This is a genomic window from Actinomadura sp. 6K520, assembly GCF_004349245.1.
Classification (GTDB): domain Bacteria; phylum Actinomycetota; class Actinomycetes; order Streptosporangiales; family Streptosporangiaceae; genus Spirillospora.
Genome location: NZ_SMLC01000007.1, coordinates 60,489 through 79,102, shown reverse-complemented (window position 1 = coordinate 79,102; position 18,614 = coordinate 60,489). Strand labels below are relative to the sequence as shown.

Annotated in this window: 15 protein-coding genes and 1 pseudogene; 7 read left to right on the top strand and 9 right to left on the bottom strand. The window is 69.6% G+C overall.

The window, feature by feature from the left end; genetic code table 11:
* Positions 1-108: 108 nt before the first annotated feature.
* Positions 109-2,259, bottom strand: coding sequence for an MMPL family transporter (locus tag E1289_RS03940; protein ID WP_131975348.1), 2,151 nt, complete (start codon positions 2,257-2,259; stop codon positions 109-111).
* 348 nt (positions 2,260-2,607) lie between these two features.
* Here E1289_RS03940 and E1289_RS03935 point away from each other — a divergent pair, with 348 nt between their 5' ends.
* Entirely contained in the window at positions 2,608-3,363 is a 756-nt protein-coding gene (locus E1289_RS03935; RefSeq protein ID WP_131975346.1) for a hypothetical protein, read from the top strand.
* A gap of 323 nt (positions 3,364-3,686) precedes the next feature.
* On the opposite strand, the gene E1289_RS03930 is transcribed toward E1289_RS03935, so the two are convergent.
* The 4 genes from E1289_RS03930 to E1289_RS03915 form a co-directional block, all read right to left on the bottom strand.
* A complete protein-coding gene (locus E1289_RS03930) occupies positions 3,687-4,145 on the bottom strand; it encodes a DUF4260 domain-containing protein (protein ID WP_131975344.1) in 459 nt (152 codons plus the stop codon).
* A gap of 3 nt (positions 4,146-4,148) precedes the next feature.
* Entirely contained in the window at positions 4,149-4,988 is an 840-nt protein-coding gene (locus E1289_RS03925; RefSeq protein ID WP_131975342.1) for an alpha/beta hydrolase, read from the bottom strand.
* Between the two features lie 123 nt (positions 4,989-5,111).
* The gene (locus E1289_RS03920; protein WP_131975340.1) at positions 5,112-5,831 is read right to left on the bottom strand and encodes an ABC transporter permease; all 720 of its coding nucleotides are present in this window, start codon (positions 5,829-5,831) and stop codon (positions 5,112-5,114) included.
* A gap of 31 nt (positions 5,832-5,862) precedes the next feature.
* Entirely contained in the window at positions 5,863-6,774 is a 912-nt protein-coding gene (locus E1289_RS03915; protein ID WP_131975338.1) for an ABC transporter ATP-binding protein, read from the bottom strand.
* Positions 6,775-7,055: 281 nt separating this feature from the next.
* Between E1289_RS03915 and E1289_RS03910 the strand changes: the two genes are divergently transcribed.
* The 4 genes from E1289_RS03910 (at position 7,056) to E1289_RS03895 (ending at position 12,334) form a co-directional block, all read left to right on the top strand.
* Positions 7,056-9,812, top strand: coding sequence for a LuxR family transcriptional regulator (locus E1289_RS03910; RefSeq protein WP_207928775.1), 2,757 nt, complete (start codon positions 7,056-7,058; stop codon positions 9,810-9,812).
* 210 nt (positions 9,813-10,022) lie between these two features.
* A complete protein-coding gene (locus E1289_RS03905) occupies positions 10,023-10,976 on the top strand; it encodes a DUF5996 family protein (protein WP_131975334.1) in 954 nt (317 codons plus the stop codon).
* Between the two features lie 113 nt (positions 10,977-11,089).
* Positions 11,090-11,566 (top strand): VOC family protein, encoded by a 477-nt coding sequence (locus E1289_RS03900; RefSeq protein ID WP_131975332.1) that lies wholly within the window; start codon positions 11,090-11,092, stop codon positions 11,564-11,566.
* 90 nt (positions 11,567-11,656) lie between these two features.
* Complete coding sequence (locus tag E1289_RS03895) at positions 11,657-12,334, top strand: RraA family protein (RefSeq protein ID WP_131975330.1); 678 nt, start codon at positions 11,657-11,659, stop codon at positions 12,332-12,334.
* A 121-nt stretch (positions 12,335-12,455) separates the two neighbouring features.
* On the opposite strand, the gene E1289_RS03890 is transcribed toward E1289_RS03895, so the two are convergent.
* The 4 genes from E1289_RS03890 to E1289_RS03875 form a co-directional block, all read right to left on the bottom strand.
* Complete coding sequence (locus E1289_RS03890) at positions 12,456-13,181, bottom strand: flavodoxin family protein (protein ID WP_131975328.1); 726 nt, start codon at positions 13,179-13,181, stop codon at positions 12,456-12,458.
* Positions 13,182-13,359: 178 nt separating this feature from the next.
* Entirely contained in the window at positions 13,360-13,593 is a 234-nt protein-coding gene (locus tag E1289_RS03885; RefSeq protein ID WP_131975326.1) for a (4Fe-4S)-binding protein, read from the bottom strand.
* Between the two features lie 31 nt (positions 13,594-13,624).
* Positions 13,625-13,939, bottom strand: a complete 315-nt coding sequence (locus E1289_RS03880; protein WP_131975323.1) for a GNAT family N-acetyltransferase — start codon at positions 13,937-13,939, stop codon at positions 13,625-13,627.
* Between the two features lie 468 nt (positions 13,940-14,407).
* Complete coding sequence (locus E1289_RS03875; protein WP_131975321.1) at positions 14,408-17,140, bottom strand: LuxR family transcriptional regulator; 2,733 nt, start codon at positions 17,138-17,140, stop codon at positions 14,408-14,410.
* Positions 17,141-17,403: 263 nt separating this feature from the next.
* On the opposite strand from E1289_RS03875, the gene E1289_RS03870 reads away from it, so the two are divergent.
* Entirely contained in the window at positions 17,404-17,739 is a 336-nt protein-coding gene (locus tag E1289_RS03870) for a hypothetical protein (RefSeq protein ID WP_347813564.1), read from the top strand.
* A pseudogene (locus tag E1289_RS39395) lies at positions 17,736-18,593 on the top strand (protein kinase); the annotation flags it as partial. The gene E1289_RS03870 and the pseudogene E1289_RS39395, both read left to right, overlap by 4 nt.
* Positions 18,594-18,614 lie beyond the last annotated feature (21 nt).

Genomic DNA, 18,614 nt, shown 5'->3' with positions numbered 1-18,614 from the left:
CCAGCCCCGGCGCGCGGCGCAGGACCGAAGGGCGGCGGCCGTCGGGCCCATGAAAAGATCCGGGACGGGTCTGGGTCCCCGCCCCGGATCTCGTCCGTGCCGCCGCGTTTACCGTTGCAGCGCGGGCTGCTCGTCGTCGGCGAGCGACTGTTGACCGTCCGGCAGCTCCGCCGCTGGACGGGACAGCCGGCTCGGCCACCAGATCCGCCGGCCGATCAGCAGGGTGAGGGCGGGCACCAGGACCGACCGCACCAGCAGGGCGTCGAGCAGCACGCCGAAGGCGACCAGGAACCCGACCTCGATCAGCATCACCAGCGGAAGTGTGGTGAGGACCGCGAACGTGGCCGCCAGGACCACGCCTGCCGAGGTGATGACGCCGCCGGTGGCGGAGAGGGCTTTGAGCATGCCCTTTCTGGTGCCGAGACGCACGGTCTCCTCCCGGGCCCGGCTGGTCAGGAAGATGTTGTAGTCGACGCCGAGCGCCACCAGGAACAGGAATGCCAGCAGCGGCACCGAATAGTCGATGCCCTTGAACCCGAGGATCGTGTCGAAGACGAACACGCTGCCGCCGAAGGCTGCGGCGAATGAGACGATCACGGTGGCCATCAGGACCAGCGGGGCCACGATCGCGCGCAGCAGCAGCCCGAGGATGATCAGGACGACGGCGAGCACCAGCGGGATCACCAGCTTCTCGTCGCGGCTGGTGGTCACCTCGGTGTCAAGGTTCTCCGCACTCGGCCCGCCGACGATCGCGTCCGCCCCGCTCACCGCGTGCACGGCGGTGCGCACCCGCTTGATCGTCTCGTACTCTGCGGCGGTTTCCGGCGCGTCCGTCGGGAACGCGGAGATGTTGGCCCAGCCACCGCTGGTCTCCTCCGGGACGGCCAGGGCCACACCGCGAGTGTCCTTGACGATGTCGAGCACCCGCTCCTGGTGCGCCGGCCGCGTCAAGATCGTCATCGGCTGGCCGCCGAGCTCCGGGAAGTGCTGGCTGAGAACGGTGAAGCCGGTGACCGACTCCGGCGCGGACAGGAACTGGTCCTGCTCCCGCAGGGTGCCGGTGTTGCCCGCCAGCCCGATGGCGAGCATGCCGAGGATTCCGAACGAGCCGAGCGTCGCAACCCACCGGCGGCGGTTGATGGCGGTGCCGAGCCGTCCCCACAGCCCCGGCTTCTCCTCCACGGCCGTGCTGAACCGCGGGATGGCCGGCCAGAAGATCCGCCTGCCGAGCACCACGAGCACCGCCGGGAACAGCGTCAGCATGGCCACCAGCGCGCACAGGATGCCGGCCGCACCGATCGGGCCCAGCCCGCTGGTGCTGTTCAGGTCCGCGACGAGCAGGCAGAGCAGGCCAGCGACCACGGTTGCCGCGGACGCGACGATGGCCGGCGCCGCGCTGCGTAGCGCGTGGACCATCGCGACCCGGACGTTCTCGTGGTGGTGCAGTGTCTCCCGGTACCGGGAGATGAGCAACAGTGCGTAGTCCGTGCCGACGCCGAATACCAGAATCGTCAGCAGCGCCGAGTTCTGGCTGTTGACCACGATGCCGAAGCCCTTGACGAGCAGGTAGACGGTCGCCATCGCGGTCAGTGCGGCCGCGCCCACGGCCACCAGCGGGATCAACCACAACACCGGGCTGCGGTAGGTGAGGATGAGCAGGAGCGTGACGACGACGACGGTGGTGAGGAGGACCTGCAGGTCGATGCCGTCGAAGACGGCGTCCATGTCGCCGTCGATTGCGGCCGGGCCGGTCACGTCGAGTTCCAGGCCGGCGGGGCGGTCCTTCGCGGCGTCACGCAGCGGGCCGACGATGGCCTCCGGTTCGCCGTGGGTCGTGCTCACCGGGAGGGTGAACATCATCGCCTTGCCGTCGGTGGAGGATCTCGTCGGTGGGCCCTCGTCCTCGCCGCCGGCCGGGGCCGCCTCCTTCGGCGGGTACCGCTTGGCAAGGGTGCTGTAGTGGCGCTCGACCGTCGCGCGGTCGGCGTCGGTCATGCCGCCGGCGCGGTGGTACACGAAGACGAACGTGTTGTCGTCACCCCCGGGGAGACTGTCCTCCAGCACCGCCACCTTGGTGGACTCGGCACTGGCCGGCAGGGTCTCCGCGGCGCTGTCGGTGGTGACCGAGCTCAACTTTCCGCTCAGCGGCACCATGAACGCCGCCAGCACCATCCACAGGCCGATCACCAACCACGGCACCCACCGGCCGGCCAACCGACCGGCCGGCGCTTCCCCGGACGGCGCTGCGTTGACTGCCATCACTGGCCTCCTACATACGGGCTACATCGCTGATCTGACGCCTGCTTCCTACCGAGCGAACCTGAGACGACGGTTAAATACGGCGCTCAGGCCGGTTGGCCGAACCTGGAGTGCCCCTGCTTGGTTTCCTCCCTGCCAGACCCCGTGTGACACAAGGACGAACGAGTCGTAAGCAGGGCGAGGGGGATCTTCTTCACAGTGACGTTGAGGATGACCGACCTGGCCGGTTCGGCCGGGCATGGTAAAGCATTCAGCTCGGGTGCTTTGAGATGTCCCGCATCCGAGGGGGTTCGCGTTTGTGTCATATGCCATGGTCTCCTGTGGCAGTTCGCCGTAGGCTCCGGCGATATGACTCGCCGTGTCGGGCTCGTCATCGCACCGCTGCTGATCGTGGTTCTCGTTGGCCTGACAGGATGTGGAAGCGGTGGCAGCGCCCAAGGGTCGTACAAGCCGACGTTTCTTCCGTTCAAGATCAGCTATAGCCCCGGAAGCGGGTTGGTCGTCTCCGGAGACAAGTCGGTGGTGACGCCCCTGGGGGAGTTCTCGATCGGTGCCAAATACACCCTGCCAAAGCCGCCCGCCGATGCCATTCGTGTGGTGCTCCGTGACCGGTCCGCCGGCTTCGACGAGATTTACGATCTTGGTGGCCACGCCGGTGAGTTCGAGGCCACCCTGGACGGTACGACGAAGATCCAGGTTCATGACCGTACGGTGAGGATCGACGTCACGCAGGCTCAGGTAAAGAGCATCGAGTTCAAACCTGCTCAGGTGACGGCCGAGGAAGCCTCGCCCAATCTGCTGAATCAAGGAATCGACAGGTGGCAGCGCTACTGGGATGATGGGTTCTACAGTCCGCTGGCTTTGAGTCGATGGGCCTACGACGACTCGACCATGGGGAAGTGGTACGGCCTGGGCTTCGTTTGGTTCCTGATCCGGCTTTTGCTCGCACTCATCCTGGGAATTCTGGACATCGTACTTGTCTTGGTTTGCGTATTCGCGGCGTGCTTCTATGTCTTCTTTGGTGACACCGGGCGAAATATTGCCTACGGATTGTCGTGCCTGTTCGGATGCTTCGTCTTCTATTCCGTTCGAGTTCTCAGATGAGCATTGATGGGCATCCGCGGTGGCCTGCGTAAGGGGACGCCTTGGCTGCGCGGGACCGCGGGAGCGCGCTGGCCCTGTGGCGTTCTGCCACGGTCCACTGCGCGCTCCCGCGGTCCTCACGAGGCTGTGTTCAGCGTGGACTCAGGCGACCTGGACCGGGCGCACTTCAGTCCTTTGCCTTCCCATCGGCAGGTCTGCGGTAGTCGGAGCGGAATGGGGCGGGGGGCCAGGTAGGACTCGACCAGGGCCGCATCGTCTTGGGCGGTGACGGTCGTAATCTGAGCGCGTCAGGTCATCGGCGGCGATCGCGAAAGCGGTCCGCGTCACTTCGATGGCAAGCGCCTCGGGTCGTCGCTACCGCCTGCGCACCCCCCGTCCTCGTCAGCCGTGCGTTTCGGGTTCTTGCCGATCTCTCCGAGATGGGTGTTCCTGAAAGAGTCCGGCAGCTTCAGTCCGTACCCCAGGGCGCGGTCGACGCCGACGTGGAAGGCCCACGCGCAGGCGAGCACTCCGGCTGCCGTCGAAGTACCCGGGGACACCGGCTCGGTGGCGAGCGCGACCAACCCCGCCAAGGCCGGGAACGCGTAGTTGTGGACCGCGTTGTAGGTCGTGGCGCCGGCGGCGGTCGATCGCGCGTATCCCAGCATCGAGAGGTCGAACGCGAGAAACGCCGCAAGAATCACCCACCACCATTCGGGATACAGCATGACGACCGCGACGAGGGCGATGAGGGCCGCACCCGCTGCCTCGACCCGTTGTGTGATGTTGATCTGTCTGGTCATCGGTCAGCCGAGGAAGGCGAGCAGCGCGCTGTTGACCTCGTCGGCATGCGTCCAGAGCAGCCCATGCGGTGCTCCTTCGATCTCGACGTACTCGGCGTCGGGGAGAAGCGTGCGGAAGCGGCGCGCGGTGGCGTTGATCGGCAGGATGTTGTCGGCCGTTCCATGCAGGATCAGCGCCGGCTTGCCGCTGGCGCGCACCGCCTCGACGTCGTCGCGGAAGTCCTCGATCCACGATGAGACCACGGCGTACGCCGCCACGGGGGCACTGGAGACGGCCACGTTCCAGCTGCCGGCGACGGCGTCCTGGCCGATCCGCCCGCCGAGGTTCTCCTCGAGGTTGTAGAAGTCGGAGAAGAACTGGTTGAACCAGGCATAGCGGTCACCTCTCGCCGCTTCCTCGATGCCGTCGAACACGTCTTGCGGCAGTCCCTCGGGGTTGTCGTCACGGGCGAGGAGGAACGGCTCCAGCGAGGCGAGGAACGCGAGCTTGGCGACTCGCTCGTGGCCGTACCGCGAGACGTAGCGAGCAAGCTCCCCGGTGCCCATGGAAAACCCCATCAGCACGACGTCGCGGAGGTCGATGGTCTCCAACACCGTGTTCAGGTCGGCGGCGAAGGTGTCGTAGTCGTAGCCGGAGCCGACCTTCGACGACCGGCCGAATCCGCGACGGTCGTAGGTGATGACGCGGTATCCGGCGGCGAGGAGCTCGCTTGTCTGGCGCTCCCAGCTGTGGCCGTTCAGGGGGTAGCCGTGGATGAGGACGATGGGCTGACCCGTTCCCTGGTCCTCGTAGTAGATCTCGATCGGGGTGCTGTTCTCTTCTCCGACGTTGATGAATCCCATGATGAGTTCCTTCCTGGTTGACGTGGTCGGCCTGTTGTTGTGGATCAGCGCGAGGCAATGACACCGCCTGCGCGGCTGCCGCTCCGCGTTGAGGCCCGGACATCTCTCCGCTCGTCCAGGCGCTCATCGGCGTGGCTCCCAGCGGAAGAGCTTGCAGGCCAATGCGACAGCGACGGCGACCCAGGCCAGCGTGGGGACCAAGAGGGGCAGCGAGTCGGCGAGTGCGGTGCCCCCGTTCCAGGCATCCACGACCAGCTCGGTGGCGGCGCCGCCCGGGAGTGCCCGCTTCAGCAGGGTGAGCCCCTCGGTGCCGGTGATGCCGACCCAGCTCGCGATGGCGACGACTCCCAGGCTCACGGGCAAGGTGGTCACCTGTGCGTGCTCGGGGGAGCTCGTGAGCCCGGCAGTGGCCAGCGCCAGCCCGACCATCATGGCCAGGGTCGCCAGGATCGCCACCGCCAGCAGCGGGATCTGGGTGGGGCTGCCCGCGACCGCGCCGAACACGGCCAGGATCACGACGACCTGGACGAGCGCGATCACCGTGACGGGCAGGACCATCCCGATGAGGATGTCGGCGTCCCCTGCGGCGGTGGAGCGCAGCCGCTTGAGGAAGAGGTTCTGCCTGCGTGAGGCCAAGGTCGTCACCGCCGTGGTGTAGAGCCCGAACGCCATCACGGTGAACACCACTATCGCCGCGATGTAGCCGAGGCTCGCGCCATCGGCGAAGATCTCGTGTCGGTAGACGAAGAACCCGCTGACAGCAACCGGGATGAGCAGACCGGTCACCAGGACCAGCCGGTTCCGGAAGATCTGGATCAGCTCGCTGCGAGCGATCTCGAGCATGGCCGCTGTCCCTTCTTGGCGACGGGTGTCGTCATCCCGTTCGTGTGGTCGACCGACTCGTGGGCTCCGCGGAGTCGAGGGCGCGGAAGACGTCGTCGAGCCGGGTCGGGCCGGCTTCGAGCTCGCGCAGGTCGACCCCGTTGTCGTGTGCCCACTCCAGCAGCCGGTACAGGTCGTCCTGCAGGTTGAAGGTCTCGATGTGGAACGCCCCGTTAAGCGCACCCACGGTCGGCGGCTCGGGCGCGCCGGGCGGAAGTGCGAACCGGATGACCGCGGGAAGGGACTGGGTGAGCTCGGCGACCGTGCCCTCCTGCCGCAGCGCGCCCTCGTGCATGAGTCCGATGCGGTCGGCGCGCTGCTGGGCTTCCTCGAGGTAGTGGGTGGTGAGCACGACCGTGGATCCCTCGTCTCGCAATCTGTCCACGGCCGCCCAGAGCGAGTCACGGGACTGGATGTCCAGGCCCGTCGTGGGCTCGTCGAGGATCACGAGGTCGGGTCCGCCGTAGACGGCTGTGGCGAAGTCCAGACGACGCTTCTCGCCACCTGACAGCTGGGACACCCGGGTCGCGGCCTTGCGGGAGAGGCCGGCGATGCCGAGCACACGGTCGACGTTGTCGCGCCGTCCGCTCAGCCTGCCGACCAGGCCCACCGACTCCCGCACCGTCAGGTCCGGGGAGAAGCCGCTCTCCTGCAGCATGATGCCCATGCGTGGGCGCACCGCGCGCCGATCCCGTGGGCTCCCCCCGAAGATCCGCACCGTGCCCGAGGTGGCCCGACGGTGACCTTCGACGACCTCCAGGGTGGACGTCTTCCCCGCACCGTTCGTACCGAGCAGCGCGTAGAGCTCACCGGGCTCCACCTGGAAGGAGAGGTCACGGACGGCGGCGAAGTCACCGTAGGTGACGGTGAGACGTTCGACGTCGATCACGTGCGATGCGGGCATGAAGCCGTCCCTTTCGTTTCACGGTCGCCGGTGGCTCGCGGGTGAGCCCACTCCTCGGTCGAGGAGCCCCACTCCCGGGCCGGAGGGGCTTGGCGAACCGGTCAGCCCTGGTCTCGCCGCGGTACCATCAGGCTCGGGCATGATCGGGTGCCCTCGCATCGGTGGAAATCCCTGATGTCGTGCCCGGTGGGTCCCGCTCAGCACCGGAGCCGGGCCTCACAGCGAGTGCTCGCATCGGTGACAATCACGTAGTCCCTGTGCGCCGGGATGGAGAGGTACGCGTGGTGGACCTTGTCGGCCGGCGCACCGAACTTGAGGCGGTCGAGCGGCTGCTCGCCGAGGCGCGGGCCGGGCGAAGCGGGGCGCTCGCGGTGTTCGGCGAGGCGGGTGCCGGTAAGACGGCCCTGCTTGAGCATGCCCGCGCTGTCGCAGCCCAGTCGGGGTTCCGGGTGGAGAGCTCGGTTGGGCTGCAGGCCGAGACGCAGTTCGTGTTCGGAGCCCTCCACCAGTTGAGCACGCCACTCCTGGAACGGCTGGACGCATTGCCCGGGCCCCAGCAGACCGCCCTGCGGGTGGCGTTCGGGCAGGAGGCCGGTGCTGCGCCGGATCGGTTCCTGGTGGGGCTGGCCGTCCTCACCCTGCTGGCCGAGGTCGCCGAGGAGAGGCCGCTGCTGTGCGTCGTCGACGACGCACAGTGGCTTGACGAGGCGTCCGCGCAAGTGCTGGCGTTCGTGGCGCGCCGGGTGGCGGCCGAGCGAGTGGTGCTGTTGTTCTCGCTGCGCGACCCCGCCGACGACGGCGACCTCCGCTCGTTCGCCGGATTGCCCGAGCTCCGGCTGAGCGGGCTGACCGAGAGCGACGCGCGGGCACTGTTGGCCGCTGCGGTCCCGGTACCACTCGATGACGGTGTGCGCGACCGGGTAATCGCCGAGGCGCGCGGCAACCCGCTCGCGCTGTTGGAGCTGCCTCGGAGCGGTCCGCCCATGCGTCTGGCCGGCGGCTTCGAGCTGCCGGACGCCCTGAGCGTGCCGCGCCGCATCGAGGACGGCTTCCGGCGCCGCTCGGAGGGCCTGCCGGCCGAGACGCGGTTGCTGCTCCTGCTCGCGGCCGCCGAGCCGACCGGGGACGCGGCCACGTTGTGGCGCGCGGCCGAGGATCTGGGGATCGATCCCGCGGCGGCCGCACCCGCGGAAGCGGCCGGACTGCTGGAGATCGACAGCCGGGTGCGGTTCCGGCACCCGCTGGTGCGCTCAGCGGTCTACCAGGCCCGCGCGGAGCCGGACCGTCGACGCGTGCACGGCGCGCTGGCCGCCGCCACCGACCCGCGATCCGACCCGGACCGGCGCGCCTGGCACCGCGCGCGGGCAGTGCTGGGCACCGATGAGGCGGCCGCTGCCGAGCTGGAGAGCTCGGCCGACCGGGCGCGCGCCCGGGGCGGATCGGCTGCCGCGGCCGCGTTCCTGCAGCAGGCGGCCGCGTTGAGTCCGGAGCCTGCTCCACGAGCAAGCCGGGCTTTGGCGGCCGCGCAGGCCAAGCACGAGGCCGGTGCGTCCGAGACCGCCTTGGAGCTGCTGGCGATCGCCGCAGCCGGACCTCCGGACGCGCTGCAAGCCGCTCGCCTCGAGCTGCTGCGCGCCCAGATCGCCTTCCATCTCACGCGCGGCATCGAAGTTCCGGGGATTCTGCTGGATGCGGCGACGATGCTCGCCCCGCTCGACGCCGCGCTGGCCCGTGAAACGTACCTGCACGCTCTCGATGCCGCGATCATCACGGGCGGGGGCGCCGGGCACGGCGTGCGGGAGGTGGCCGAGGCCGCCCGCGCGGCACCGCGCCCGCCTGGGCCTCCAGGACCGTCGGACCTGTTGCTCGACGGCCTGGTGACGACCTTCACCCAGGGCTACGAGGCGGGCGTGCCCGGATTGCGCCGCGCACTGGAGGCGTTTCGCGATCACGAGCCCGGCGCCGGCGGCACGAACGGTGTCGAAGATCGCCGCTGGCTGTGGCATGCCGGCCGAACCGCGACCGCGCTCTTCGACGATGAGAGCCTCCACGTGTTGGCCGCGCGCCACGTACGGCTCGCCCGCGAGGCCGGTGCGCTGGTCACGCTTCCCGCCGCGCTCCTGTTCCAGTCCGTCGCGATGACGCTCGGCGGCGAGCTCGAGCGCGCGGGTGAGCTGGCCGCCGAACAGGCCGCGATCGCGGCCGCGACCGGGGCCGTCCCCCTGCTCCACGCACAGCTCATCCTGGCTGCCTGGCGCGGCCGTCGGGACGAGACCGCCGAGGTCCACACGGCCATCGTCCGGGACGCCGCCGACCGTGAGCGCGGCACCGAGACCTCCCTCGCGCAGTACGCGTTGGCGGTGCTGCACAACGGTCTGGGCGACTACCCCGCGGCGCAGGAGGCTGCGGCGCGCGCGTGCGAGTCCGACGAGCTGAGCCACAGCAACCTGGCGCTACCGGAGTTCATCGAGGCGGCGTGCCGTGCCGGTCGGCCGGAGCATGCCATTGGCGCGATGGACGAGCTCAGCTCGAGAACCCGCGCCAACGGCACCCCGTGGGCGCTGGGCCTCGCGGCCCGGTCGCGAGCCCTGATCACGGCGGGTCCCGCCGCCGAGGAGCACTATCTCGAGGGGATCGGACAACTCGGCGCCAGCACGATGGTCGGCCATCTCGCCCGCACCCACCTCGTCTACGGCGAGTGGCTGCGCCGGGAACGCCGACGCCAGGACGCCCGCGAGCAGCTCCGCATCGCGCATGAGCTCCTGGTGAACATGGGGGCGGAGGCGTTCGCCGCCCGCGCCGCCCGTGAGCTGCGCGCCGCCGGCGAGCACCCGCGCAAACGCACCGCCCAGCCCACCGACGCCCTCACCCCGCATGAGCTGCAGATCGCGCGGCTGGTGGCCACCGGGGCGACCTCGCGCGAAGTGGCCGCGCAGCTGTTCCTCAGTCCCCGCACGATCGAAGCCCACCTGCGCAACATCTTCCGCAAGCTCGACATCACCTCGCGTCGACAGCTGAAAGACCTGCGGCTCACCTGAAGGCCGTCGACACGCGGCAAGCCTGGTCGAGGACCCCGGGTCGCCGTCGCCACCGGGCAACGGGTCCCCGCAAGCCGGCTGACCACCCGATCAGTCCCACCTACCTAACCACCCCGGTCTGTCGGCATCAGGGACGTTCACCGACGCGAAGCGTCCGCCCTGCGCAGCAGCATCACCACTGAGACGAACCGCCGACCAGGAGGTGCGAGCATGACGAGGGGACTCACCGCGACCGGACGGGGGTGGCCCCGGCTGCGGGTCGATGACTGGACCGAGACCCGCGACACCCTGCACATGTGGACCCAGATCGTCGGCAAGATCCGGCTGTCGCGAGCACCGCTGGTCAACCATTGGTGGCAGGTCACCCTGTACGTCACCCCGCGGGGCCTGACCACCGGCAGCATCCCCGACGGCAACGGCCTCTTCGAGATCGAGTTCGACTTCGTCGGCCACCGGCTGGCCGTCCGCAGGAGCGACGGAGGCGCCGAGACCGTCCGGCTCGAGCCGAAGCCGGTGGCCCAGTTCCACCGGGAGACTCTGGCGGCGCTGAGCCGGCTGGGCATCCAGGTCGAGATCCAGGACCGTCCCAACGAGGTCGACCCGGCGATCCCGTTCGCCGAGGACACCGAGTACACCTCCTACGACCCCGAGGCCGCGCGCCTGTTCTGGGGTCAGTTGATCCAGGCCAACCGGGTGTTCGGCGAGTTCCGATCCCACTTCGTCGGGAAGGTCAGCCCCGTGCACTTCTTCTGGGGCGCGATGGACCTGGCCTGCACCCGGTTCTCCGGGCGGCCGGCGCCCGAGCATCCCGGCGGAGCCCCCAACTGCGGGGACTGGGTGATGGTGGAGGGCTACTCACGTGAGCTGAGCAGCTGCGGCTTCTGGCCCGGCGGAGGAGAGGAGGGCGCCTTCTACGCCTACGCCTACCCCGAACCCGACGGGTTCGCCGACTACCGGGTCGGACCCGAGGCGGCCTACTACAGCACCGCGAACGGCCAGTTCCTGCTGCCCTACGAAGCGGTGCGCACCGCCGAGGACCCCGACCAGGCGCTGCTGGAGTTCCTGCACAGCACCTACGAGGCCGCCGCCGAGCGCGCCAACTGGGACCGAGCCAGCCTTGAGGACGAACCCACCCGGTGGCAGGACCAACAGCGGCAACACTGACCCGATCCGCTCGACATGGCAGGCCCGGACATCTGCGCCGCGCACCCCCCATCCACCACGCAACAGGAGCACGACCATGGGTACGACGACACCGAAAGCAAAGGAGCATGCTGATGGCCACCCCAGCAACCCATGACAACCTGCCCGCCCCCGTCGAGGGGCTGATCCTCACGCACTTCCTCACCGTCCGCGACGTAGCCACCTCCCGGGACTTCTACGCCGACATCTTCGGCGGCGAGGTGGTGTTGGCCGAGAACCCGGGGATCGTGAAGATCGCCAACAGCTGGATCATCATGAACCCCGGCGGCGGCCCCACCCCGGACAAGCCGGACATCAGCCTGGCCGCCCCAGCCGCCCCGCAGCCCGGCGACACCGTGTCCAGCTTTCTCAACGTCCGCGTCGCCGACATCGGCGCGTTCTACGCCCAGGCCACCGCCAAGGGCGCCGAGTTCCTCACCGAACCCCTGGACCGAAAGGCCGAGCTCCGCTGCTATATGCGCGACCCCGACGGCTACCTGATCGAGATCGGCCAGGCCACCGGCATGCTCGAAGGAGTCTTCGCCGACCCGCCAGCCGACTCCGGACAGTAGACCCACACGGGCGTTACCTGCCCCCCATGGCCGGCGCGACGACGCCGAGCAGCACCACCACCCGCCTACCACCGCGGAAGGCCGAGACCGATGAGCAACGACGACACGAGCGACGGCGCCGCCGATAACACGCGCGACCGCGCCACCCAGGCCGCCGAGCTGGGGTGCGCGGCACTGGTGGACGCGATGGGCAGGGTCCACGGCCACCGGGCACACATCCTCGCCCTGACCAGCCCCGACCCGGCTCGACCACTGTTCGGGCCGGCCTCCACCCTCGCCTACCTGCCCTACCGCGACGACCTGCCCCAATCCGAGACCGGGTTCGCCGAGCTGTTCTACCAGGCCCTCGGCGCACAGCCGCAGGGACGAGTGCTGGTGCTCTCCAGCGGCGGCTACCCCGACGCATCCCTCGGAGGCGGCACCAAGCTCAGCCGCGGCGACCACCAGCAGATTGCGGGAATCCTCGCCGACGGGCGACTGCGCGACTTCACCCAACTGCGCGGCTACCGGTTCTCCACCTGGTGCCGCGGCGAGGCGACCCGGTGGGGCGGGGACACCGTGATGCCCTACGCGGCGGACGTCGCCGTCGAGATCGCCGGCGTCACGATCACCCCAGGCGACTACATCTACGCCGACACCGCCGGCGCAGTCGTGATCCCAGCCGTCAGCATCGACCGGGTCCTGGCCGAAGCACACACCGTCGAGGCCGAGGACACCCAGAGCGCCGAAGCAATCAGGACCGAGAAAGCCGAGGACTTCCGCCCCTGAGCGTCATCCGGCTCACCGCCATGACCAGCCGTTCCCCGGCCGGGCGCCCGGCAGGCCGGCGCCGGCGCGATCGCTCGCAGCGCGTCACCGGCCGCCACCGACCGGAACCCGCCGGAGATGATCAGCGGTATTCGGGATTGGCATCGTCGGGGCGCCAACCGGCGTCCCAGGCCGTGCGCTGGTTGCCGTAGGCCGGGACCCCGCCGGCGCGCCGGATCATCGACGCGAGGTGGAGCAGGTTGTAGGTCATGAACGTGATGTTGCGGTTGGTGAAGTCGTTGTCCGGGCCGCCGGAGCCCTCGTCGAGATAGGAGGGGCCGGGGCCGACCTCACCGAGCCAGCCCGCGTCGGCCTGGGGCGGGACGGTGAACCCGATGTGCTGCAGGCTGTAGAGGATGCTCATCGCGCAGTGCTTGAGGCCGTCCTCGTTGCCGGTGATCAGGCAGCCGCCGACCCGGCCGTAGTAGGCGTACTGGCCGCGCTCGTTGAGCACGCCGGAGTAGCCGTAGAGCCGCTCGATCACCCGGCGGGTCACCGAGCTGTTGTCGCCGAGCCAGATCGGTCCCGCGATGACCAGGATGTCGGCCGCCAGGACCCGGGCCAGCAGTGCGGGCCATTCGTCGGTGTCCCACCCGTGCTCGGTCATGTCCGGGCGGACGCCGGTGGCGATGTCGTGATCGACGGCGCGGATCTGATCCACGCCGACCCCGTTCGCCTCCATGACGGCCACGCTGCGGTCGACCACACCCTGGGTGTGGCTGCGCTCGGGGGAACGGTTGAGGGTGCAGTTGATGTACATCGCGCGCAGCCCGGTGAAGTCCGGTTCCTCGGTCACGGATGCGGTCATGGGTCCCTACCTTCTTCCTCGGGTGGTTCTCGGCATTCGTCGTCGACGCGGCGTCCGAGACCCCGGTCGCTTTCCTTCTGGCCGAGGCCGTCTCTGAAGAACGGCCTCCTGGTCTCCTCATCCGGGCTGCCGACCATGACGCGGCAGAAACGCGCCGGCGGACCCGCGACGTGCGCCTTCAGGTACCGCCGTCCGCGAGTCGGTACTGCAGCGCGCCCGAGGGGCAGCGCCGCACGACTTCGGACAGGCGGTCGGCAGGGGCACCGTCCGGCCGGATCCACGGGCGCCGGGCCGTGTCGAACACCTCGGGCAGACCACGGACGCATTCGGCGGCGTGCAGGCAGCGCATCGCCTCGAAGGTGACCGTGATCGACCGCCCCTTGTACACCTTCTTCTCGTTTCCACTGCTCATACCCGCCTCCGTCTATGTCGTGTCCGGCTGTTCAGTCGCTGGCCCTGGACGGTGCCGCGTTGTAGAGCAGGTCGTGGTACTCGGGGTGCTTGCGCAGCCAGCTGATGATGTAGGGGCAGATCACCAGCGCTTTCAGTCCTCGTTCGCGGATCTCGTCGAGCGCGGCGCGGGCCAGGGCGCCGCCGACTCCCCGCCCCTCGAAGGTCGGGTCGACCTCGGTGTGAGTCAGGACGATCAACTCGCTGGTCTCCTGGTAGTCGATGAATCCGGCGACCGTCGTCTCGCCGACGGACGCTTCGTAGCGTCGCCGGTCCGGATTCCTGGTCACGTTGACGTCGATGGACATCGTTCGTTGAACCTCCTGTTTCGGTGCTGTGACAGGTCGTCATCTCGGGTCGGCCGTTGGTTGCCCGGTGGCCGGACGAATCAGTCGGTAGCGCTTCCCGCCCGCCACGTGGAAGGTCAGATACTCGTCGGGCCAGAGGTCGTCCAAGCCCACGTTGCATTCATCGACCTCGATGACGGGACTGGCCAACACGACTGCCCTCTCACTTCGGAGCGTTGCGGTGTCCCCCAGACTTGCGCAGCTGACGCTCGTTCGCGTCGGGGAGAACTACCTAGCCCGGTCGATCCGAACTGGTTTCCCGACCTGGTTCGGGTGGACGGCCTGCCCTGGCCCCGGACCGGGCGGCCTTGGATCCGGAGTCCGGATCGCACGTCGGAACACGACCGGACCGGGGCCTGGTCGGGCCCCTCGCCACCCCTCACGCGGCGATCGTCATCCGGAGCTTCTGACCGTGGTCTGCCCGTCTGGTCAGGGAAGCTGCAGTTCTCTGAGCTGCCGGCGGGAGGTGATGCCCAGCTTGCGGAAGATGTTGCGGAGGTGGGCTTCGACCGTGCGCGGGCTGAGGAACAGTTGCGCAGCGACCTCCCGCGAGGTCGCCCCGGTGGCCACCAGCCGCGCGATGTGCAGCTCGTGGGCGGTGAGGGAGTCGGTCGGCTGGGCGGTCCGTTTGCGGGGATGCTCACCGGTGGCGCGCAACTCGCGGGCGGCGCGCTCGGCGAACGCCTCCATGCCCATGTCCGAGAGCTGCCGGTGGGCGGTGCGGAGCTGTTCACGGGCGTCCTGGCGGCGGCCCTCGCGGCGCAGCCACTCGCCGTAGACGAGGTGGGTGCGGGCGAGGAAGACGGCCCAGCGGCAGTTGGTGAGCCGTACGACCGCCTCGCGGTAGTGCTCCTCGGCGGCAGGACCGGTAGTGGTCAGCGCACGCGATCGCGCGGCCAGCCCCAGCGCGAAGTCCGTCCCACTGGCGCTGGCCCGGGAGCTGAGCTGCTCCAGCGCGGCTGCCGCACGCTCCGGCTCACCAGCGCGGGCTGCCGCTTCGACGAGCTCGGGAAGGGCCAGGCTGCTGTACGCCAGGTCGTCGTGCTCGCAAGGCGGTGTCGCGGCGGCGAGAGCGTCGTCGTAGTTGCCCAGGCCGTTGTGCAGCGCCGCCAGTGTGGCCTGGGCCAGATTGACCGTTGCGCCCTCACCCCGCTCCGTCGCCTCGTTGACCATGGCTGCGTACAGTTCCAGCGTTTCGGGCTGTTGGCCACGCCAGGCAGCCAGCATGAGCCGGGCGTTCGGCAGCGGCGGGGCACCGGTCGCCTGCGTGATCGCGGCCTCCTCGGCGGCCAGCTCGGCGGCACGGGCGAGCTCACCGGTGAGCACGAGTATCGAGGCGACGGCGTTGAGCGCGGCGGGCAGCGTGGACAGCGCGCCGGCCTCACGGGCGAGCCGGACCGCGCGGCAGGCCAGTACGTAGAGTGCCTCGTCATCCCACAGCATCGACGCGACATGGCAGGCCAGCCACAGCCAGCGGCGGTCGTCGTCGACGACTCGGGATTCGTGGTCGAGAAGTATCGCCAGTGACCGCTGCAGGGTGGGAACACTCGCCTCGAACCCTTGCGTGAACCTCGTGGCCAGCCCGTCCAGCAGCAGATCGACCGGCCGCGGCGGCGTCGGTGGTGAGGGCGCGTCGTGGGCGGCTTCGGCCGCCTCAAGGAGCCCGCAGCCGCGGGCGAGGTGACCGGCGTGGATCGCGGCATCAAGCGCGTGCAGGTAGGTTTCGCGGGCCAGCGTCGGGTCCAGGGGGGCGAGTGTCCTGGCGGCGTCGAGCAGCATCCCCGGAATGTCGCTGCCTCGCGTCAGGTGGAACGCGATCTGGGCGCGTAGCAACTTGAGCCGCGCCTGTTGCAGGGCGTCCAGTGGCCCGGTCGCGGCGACCGCCAGCAGTTTCAGGGCGGCCTCGGATGCGCCGGCGTCGTGCTTGGCGTGCGCGGCTTGGAGTGCCCGTGTCGCACGGGCGGCGGGATCGGGGGTCAGCTCGGCCGCGTGCTGCAGGAACGCGGCCGCAGCGGCCAACCCGCCGCGGGCACGGGCCCGGCCGGCAGAGCGCTCCAGCTCCGCGGCGGCTTGCTCGTCGGTGCCCAGCACCGCCTGTGCGTGGTGCCAGGCGCGCCGGTCGGGGTCGGACACCGGGTCGGTGGCGGCGGCCAGTGCGCCGTGCACACGACGCAGGTCCGGGGGCGTGGCCGCCAGGTAGACCGCCGAACGCACCAGCGGGTGACGAAACCGCACCAGGGTGTCGATCTGGAGAAGCCCGGCCGCTTCCGCCGGCGCGGCCGCCTCGGGGTCGATCCCCAGCCGTGCCGCGGCGCGCCACAGCAGCGCCGTATCGCCGGTCGGATCGGCCGCCGCGACCAGCAACAGCAGCCGCGCCTCGGCGGGCAGGCCGGCCGATCGGCGTTGGAAGCCGTCCTCGATGCGGCGGGGAACGCTCAGCACAGCCGGCAGCTCGAACCCTCCGGCCAGCTTCGCCGGGGGTGCCCCTCGGGGCAGTTCCAGCAGCGCCAACGGGTTGCCGCGCGCCTCGGCGAGGACACGCTCGCGCACGGCGTCATCCAGCGGTGTGTGCACGCCGGCGGTCATCAACGCCCGGGCGTCGGTCTCCCCGAGCCTGTCCAGGCGCAGTTCCGGCAACCCGGCGAACTGCTCGACGTCACCCTCGCCGGGGTCGCGCACCGCGACCACCAACGCCACCCGCTCGGCCTCCACCCGCCGTGCCACGAAAGCCAGGACCTGAGCGGACGCTTCGTCCAGCCACTGCGCATCGTCGACGAGGCACAGCAGAGGCCCCTCCTCGGCGACCTCGGCCAGCAGGTTGAGGACGGCCAGCCCGACCAGGAAGCGGTCCGGCGCGGTACCGGCTCTCAGTCCGAACGCCACGCCCAGGGCGGCCTGCTGCGGGTCGGGCAGCGCGTCCGCGCGGCCCAGCAGCGGCGCGCACAGCTGGTGCAGGCCCGCGAACACGAACTGCGTCTCGGACTCGGCTCCGACCGAGCTCTCCACCCGGAAGTCCGAGGGGGCCGCGGTCTCGCGGGCGTACTCGAGCAGGGCGGTCTTCCCGATGCCGGCTTCCCCGCGCAGCACAAGCGTCCCGCTGCGTCCGGCCCGTGCCTGCGTCAGCAGTTGTTCGACCGCCTCGCGCTCCGCACGCCGGCCCAAGAGGTCCGTCAGCTCCGCTCCCTTCGAGCGCGCACCGAATTAGGTGATTCTTACCTATGCGAACCACAGCACGCCAGGCCAGGGCTCGGAATACGGGCGTGATGACCGGCGAAAGACATCGGGGCTTCCACCGACGCGAGGGCACCGTGCCCGGCGCGACTCTGATGACACGGCACGAACCAGCGTTGACCGGGTCAGCAGAACCTTCTCGGCCCGGGCCTGACTCGTGACGCCACCGGCTCGTGAACACGGAAGGAAACACCATGCCGGCCACTCCCGTCATCGACGTCGAACGTCTGAACGTGACCTGCGATGACTTCGCCGCCGTCCGTGACCTGTCCTTCCACGTGCAGCGCTGCGAGTTCCACGCGTTGCTGGGCACGAACGGAGCCGGCAAGACGTCCGCCGCCGCCGTGTACGGCGGGCCCGAGCCACTCATCCTTGACGAGCCCACCACCGGGCTGGACATCCAGTCCCGCGACGCCCTCTGGGCCGCTGTCGACAGGCTGCGCGACGAGGGGTCCACGATCGTGCTCACCCCGAGGTGTTCTCCGAACTCGGCAGCCTCGGCTACATCGCGCTGGGAGCCGCGCCGATGAGCCTGACGTGCACCGGAGGAGCTCAGCCGGTCTCGGCGACACGATCACCATCACGATCTCTATCGGACGGCGGAGAAGGGCTGATGAACGCGGATCGAGTCATTGACGGTCGGTACGAAGTGGGTGACGTCATCGGTCGGGGTGCTACGGCCCACGTCCACCGCGGTCGCGACATCCGCTCGGGCCGTTCGGTTGCCATCAAGATGCTCCGCAAGGACCTCGTGCGGGATCCCGTGTTGCAGTCCCGCTTCGAGCGTGAAGCGATGACGGTGGCCGGTCTCAGCCATCCCGCCATCGTCTCCATCTACGACACCGGGCACGCGGAAGTCGGGGGTGGCTCGGAGGGCAGGGTCCGGGTTCCCTTCATCGTCATGGAGTACGTCGAGGGGCGGTCCTTGCGGGATCTCCTCAGGATGCGCGGGCTCACGCTCGACGAAACGATCCGGTATCAGGTCGGGATCCTCTCGGCGCTCGATTTCAGCCATCGAGCGGGCATCGTCCATCGCGACATCAAGCCGGCCAACGTGATGATCACGCCCGGGGGTGCGGTCAAGGTCGTGGACTTCGGGATTTCGCGTGCCACCGGCGGCCCGGCCACGACCCTGCCCCAGGTGTTCGTCGGAACTCCTTCGTACCTCTCTCCCGAGCAGGCGCGCGGTGAAGCCGTGGACACCCGCAGCGACCTCTACTCCGCAGGCTGCGTGCTCTACGAACTCCTGACCGGGCGGCCACCGTTCGTCGGAGACAACCCCCTCTCCGTTGCCTACCAACACGTCCACAAGCAGCCCGCGCAGGTCCGCACCGCCCGTCCGGCACTTGATGCCGTACTCGCGAAGGCTCTCGCCAAGGAGCGGGAGGACCGTTTCCAGGACGCG

Bases quoted from the DNA above. Each gene is read 5' to 3' on its own strand.
- E1289_RS03940 (WP_131975348.1), bottom strand. From the start codon at position 2,259: ATGGCAGTCAACGCAGCGCCGTCCGGGGAAGCGCCGGCCGGTCGGTTG.
- E1289_RS03935 (WP_131975346.1), top strand. From the start codon at position 2,608: ATGACTCGCCGTGTCGGGCTCGTCATCGCACCGCTGCTGATCGTGGTT.
- E1289_RS03930 (WP_131975344.1), bottom strand. From the start codon at position 4,145: ATGACCAGACAGATCAACATCACACAACGGGTCGAGGCAGCGGGTGCG.
- E1289_RS03925 (WP_131975342.1), bottom strand. From the start codon at position 4,988: ATGGGATTCATCAACGTCGGAGAAGAGAACAGCACCCCGATCGAGATC.
- E1289_RS03920 (WP_131975340.1), bottom strand. From the start codon at position 5,831: ATGCTCGAGATCGCTCGCAGCGAGCTGATCCAGATCTTCCGGAACCGG.
- E1289_RS03915 (WP_131975338.1), bottom strand. From the start codon at position 6,774: ATGCCCGCATCGCACGTGATCGACGTCGAACGTCTCACCGTCACCTAC.
- E1289_RS03905 (WP_131975334.1), top strand. From the start codon at position 10,023: ATGACGAGGGGACTCACCGCGACCGGACGGGGGTGGCCCCGGCTGCGG.
- E1289_RS03900 (WP_131975332.1), top strand. From the start codon at position 11,090: ATGGCCACCCCAGCAACCCATGACAACCTGCCCGCCCCCGTCGAGGGG.
- E1289_RS03895 (WP_131975330.1), top strand. From the start codon at position 11,657: ATGAGCAACGACGACACGAGCGACGGCGCCGCCGATAACACGCGCGAC.
- E1289_RS03890 (WP_131975328.1), bottom strand. From the start codon at position 13,181: ATGACCGCATCCGTGACCGAGGAACCGGACTTCACCGGGCTGCGCGCG.
- E1289_RS03885 (WP_131975326.1), bottom strand. From the start codon at position 13,593: ATGAGCAGTGGAAACGAGAAGAAGGTGTACAAGGGGCGGTCGATCACG.
- E1289_RS03880 (WP_131975323.1), bottom strand. From the start codon at position 13,939: ATGTCCATCGACGTCAACGTGACCAGGAATCCGGACCGGCGACGCTAC.
- E1289_RS03870 (WP_347813564.1), top strand. From the start codon at position 17,404: ATGCCGGCCACTCCCGTCATCGACGTCGAACGTCTGAACGTGACCTGC.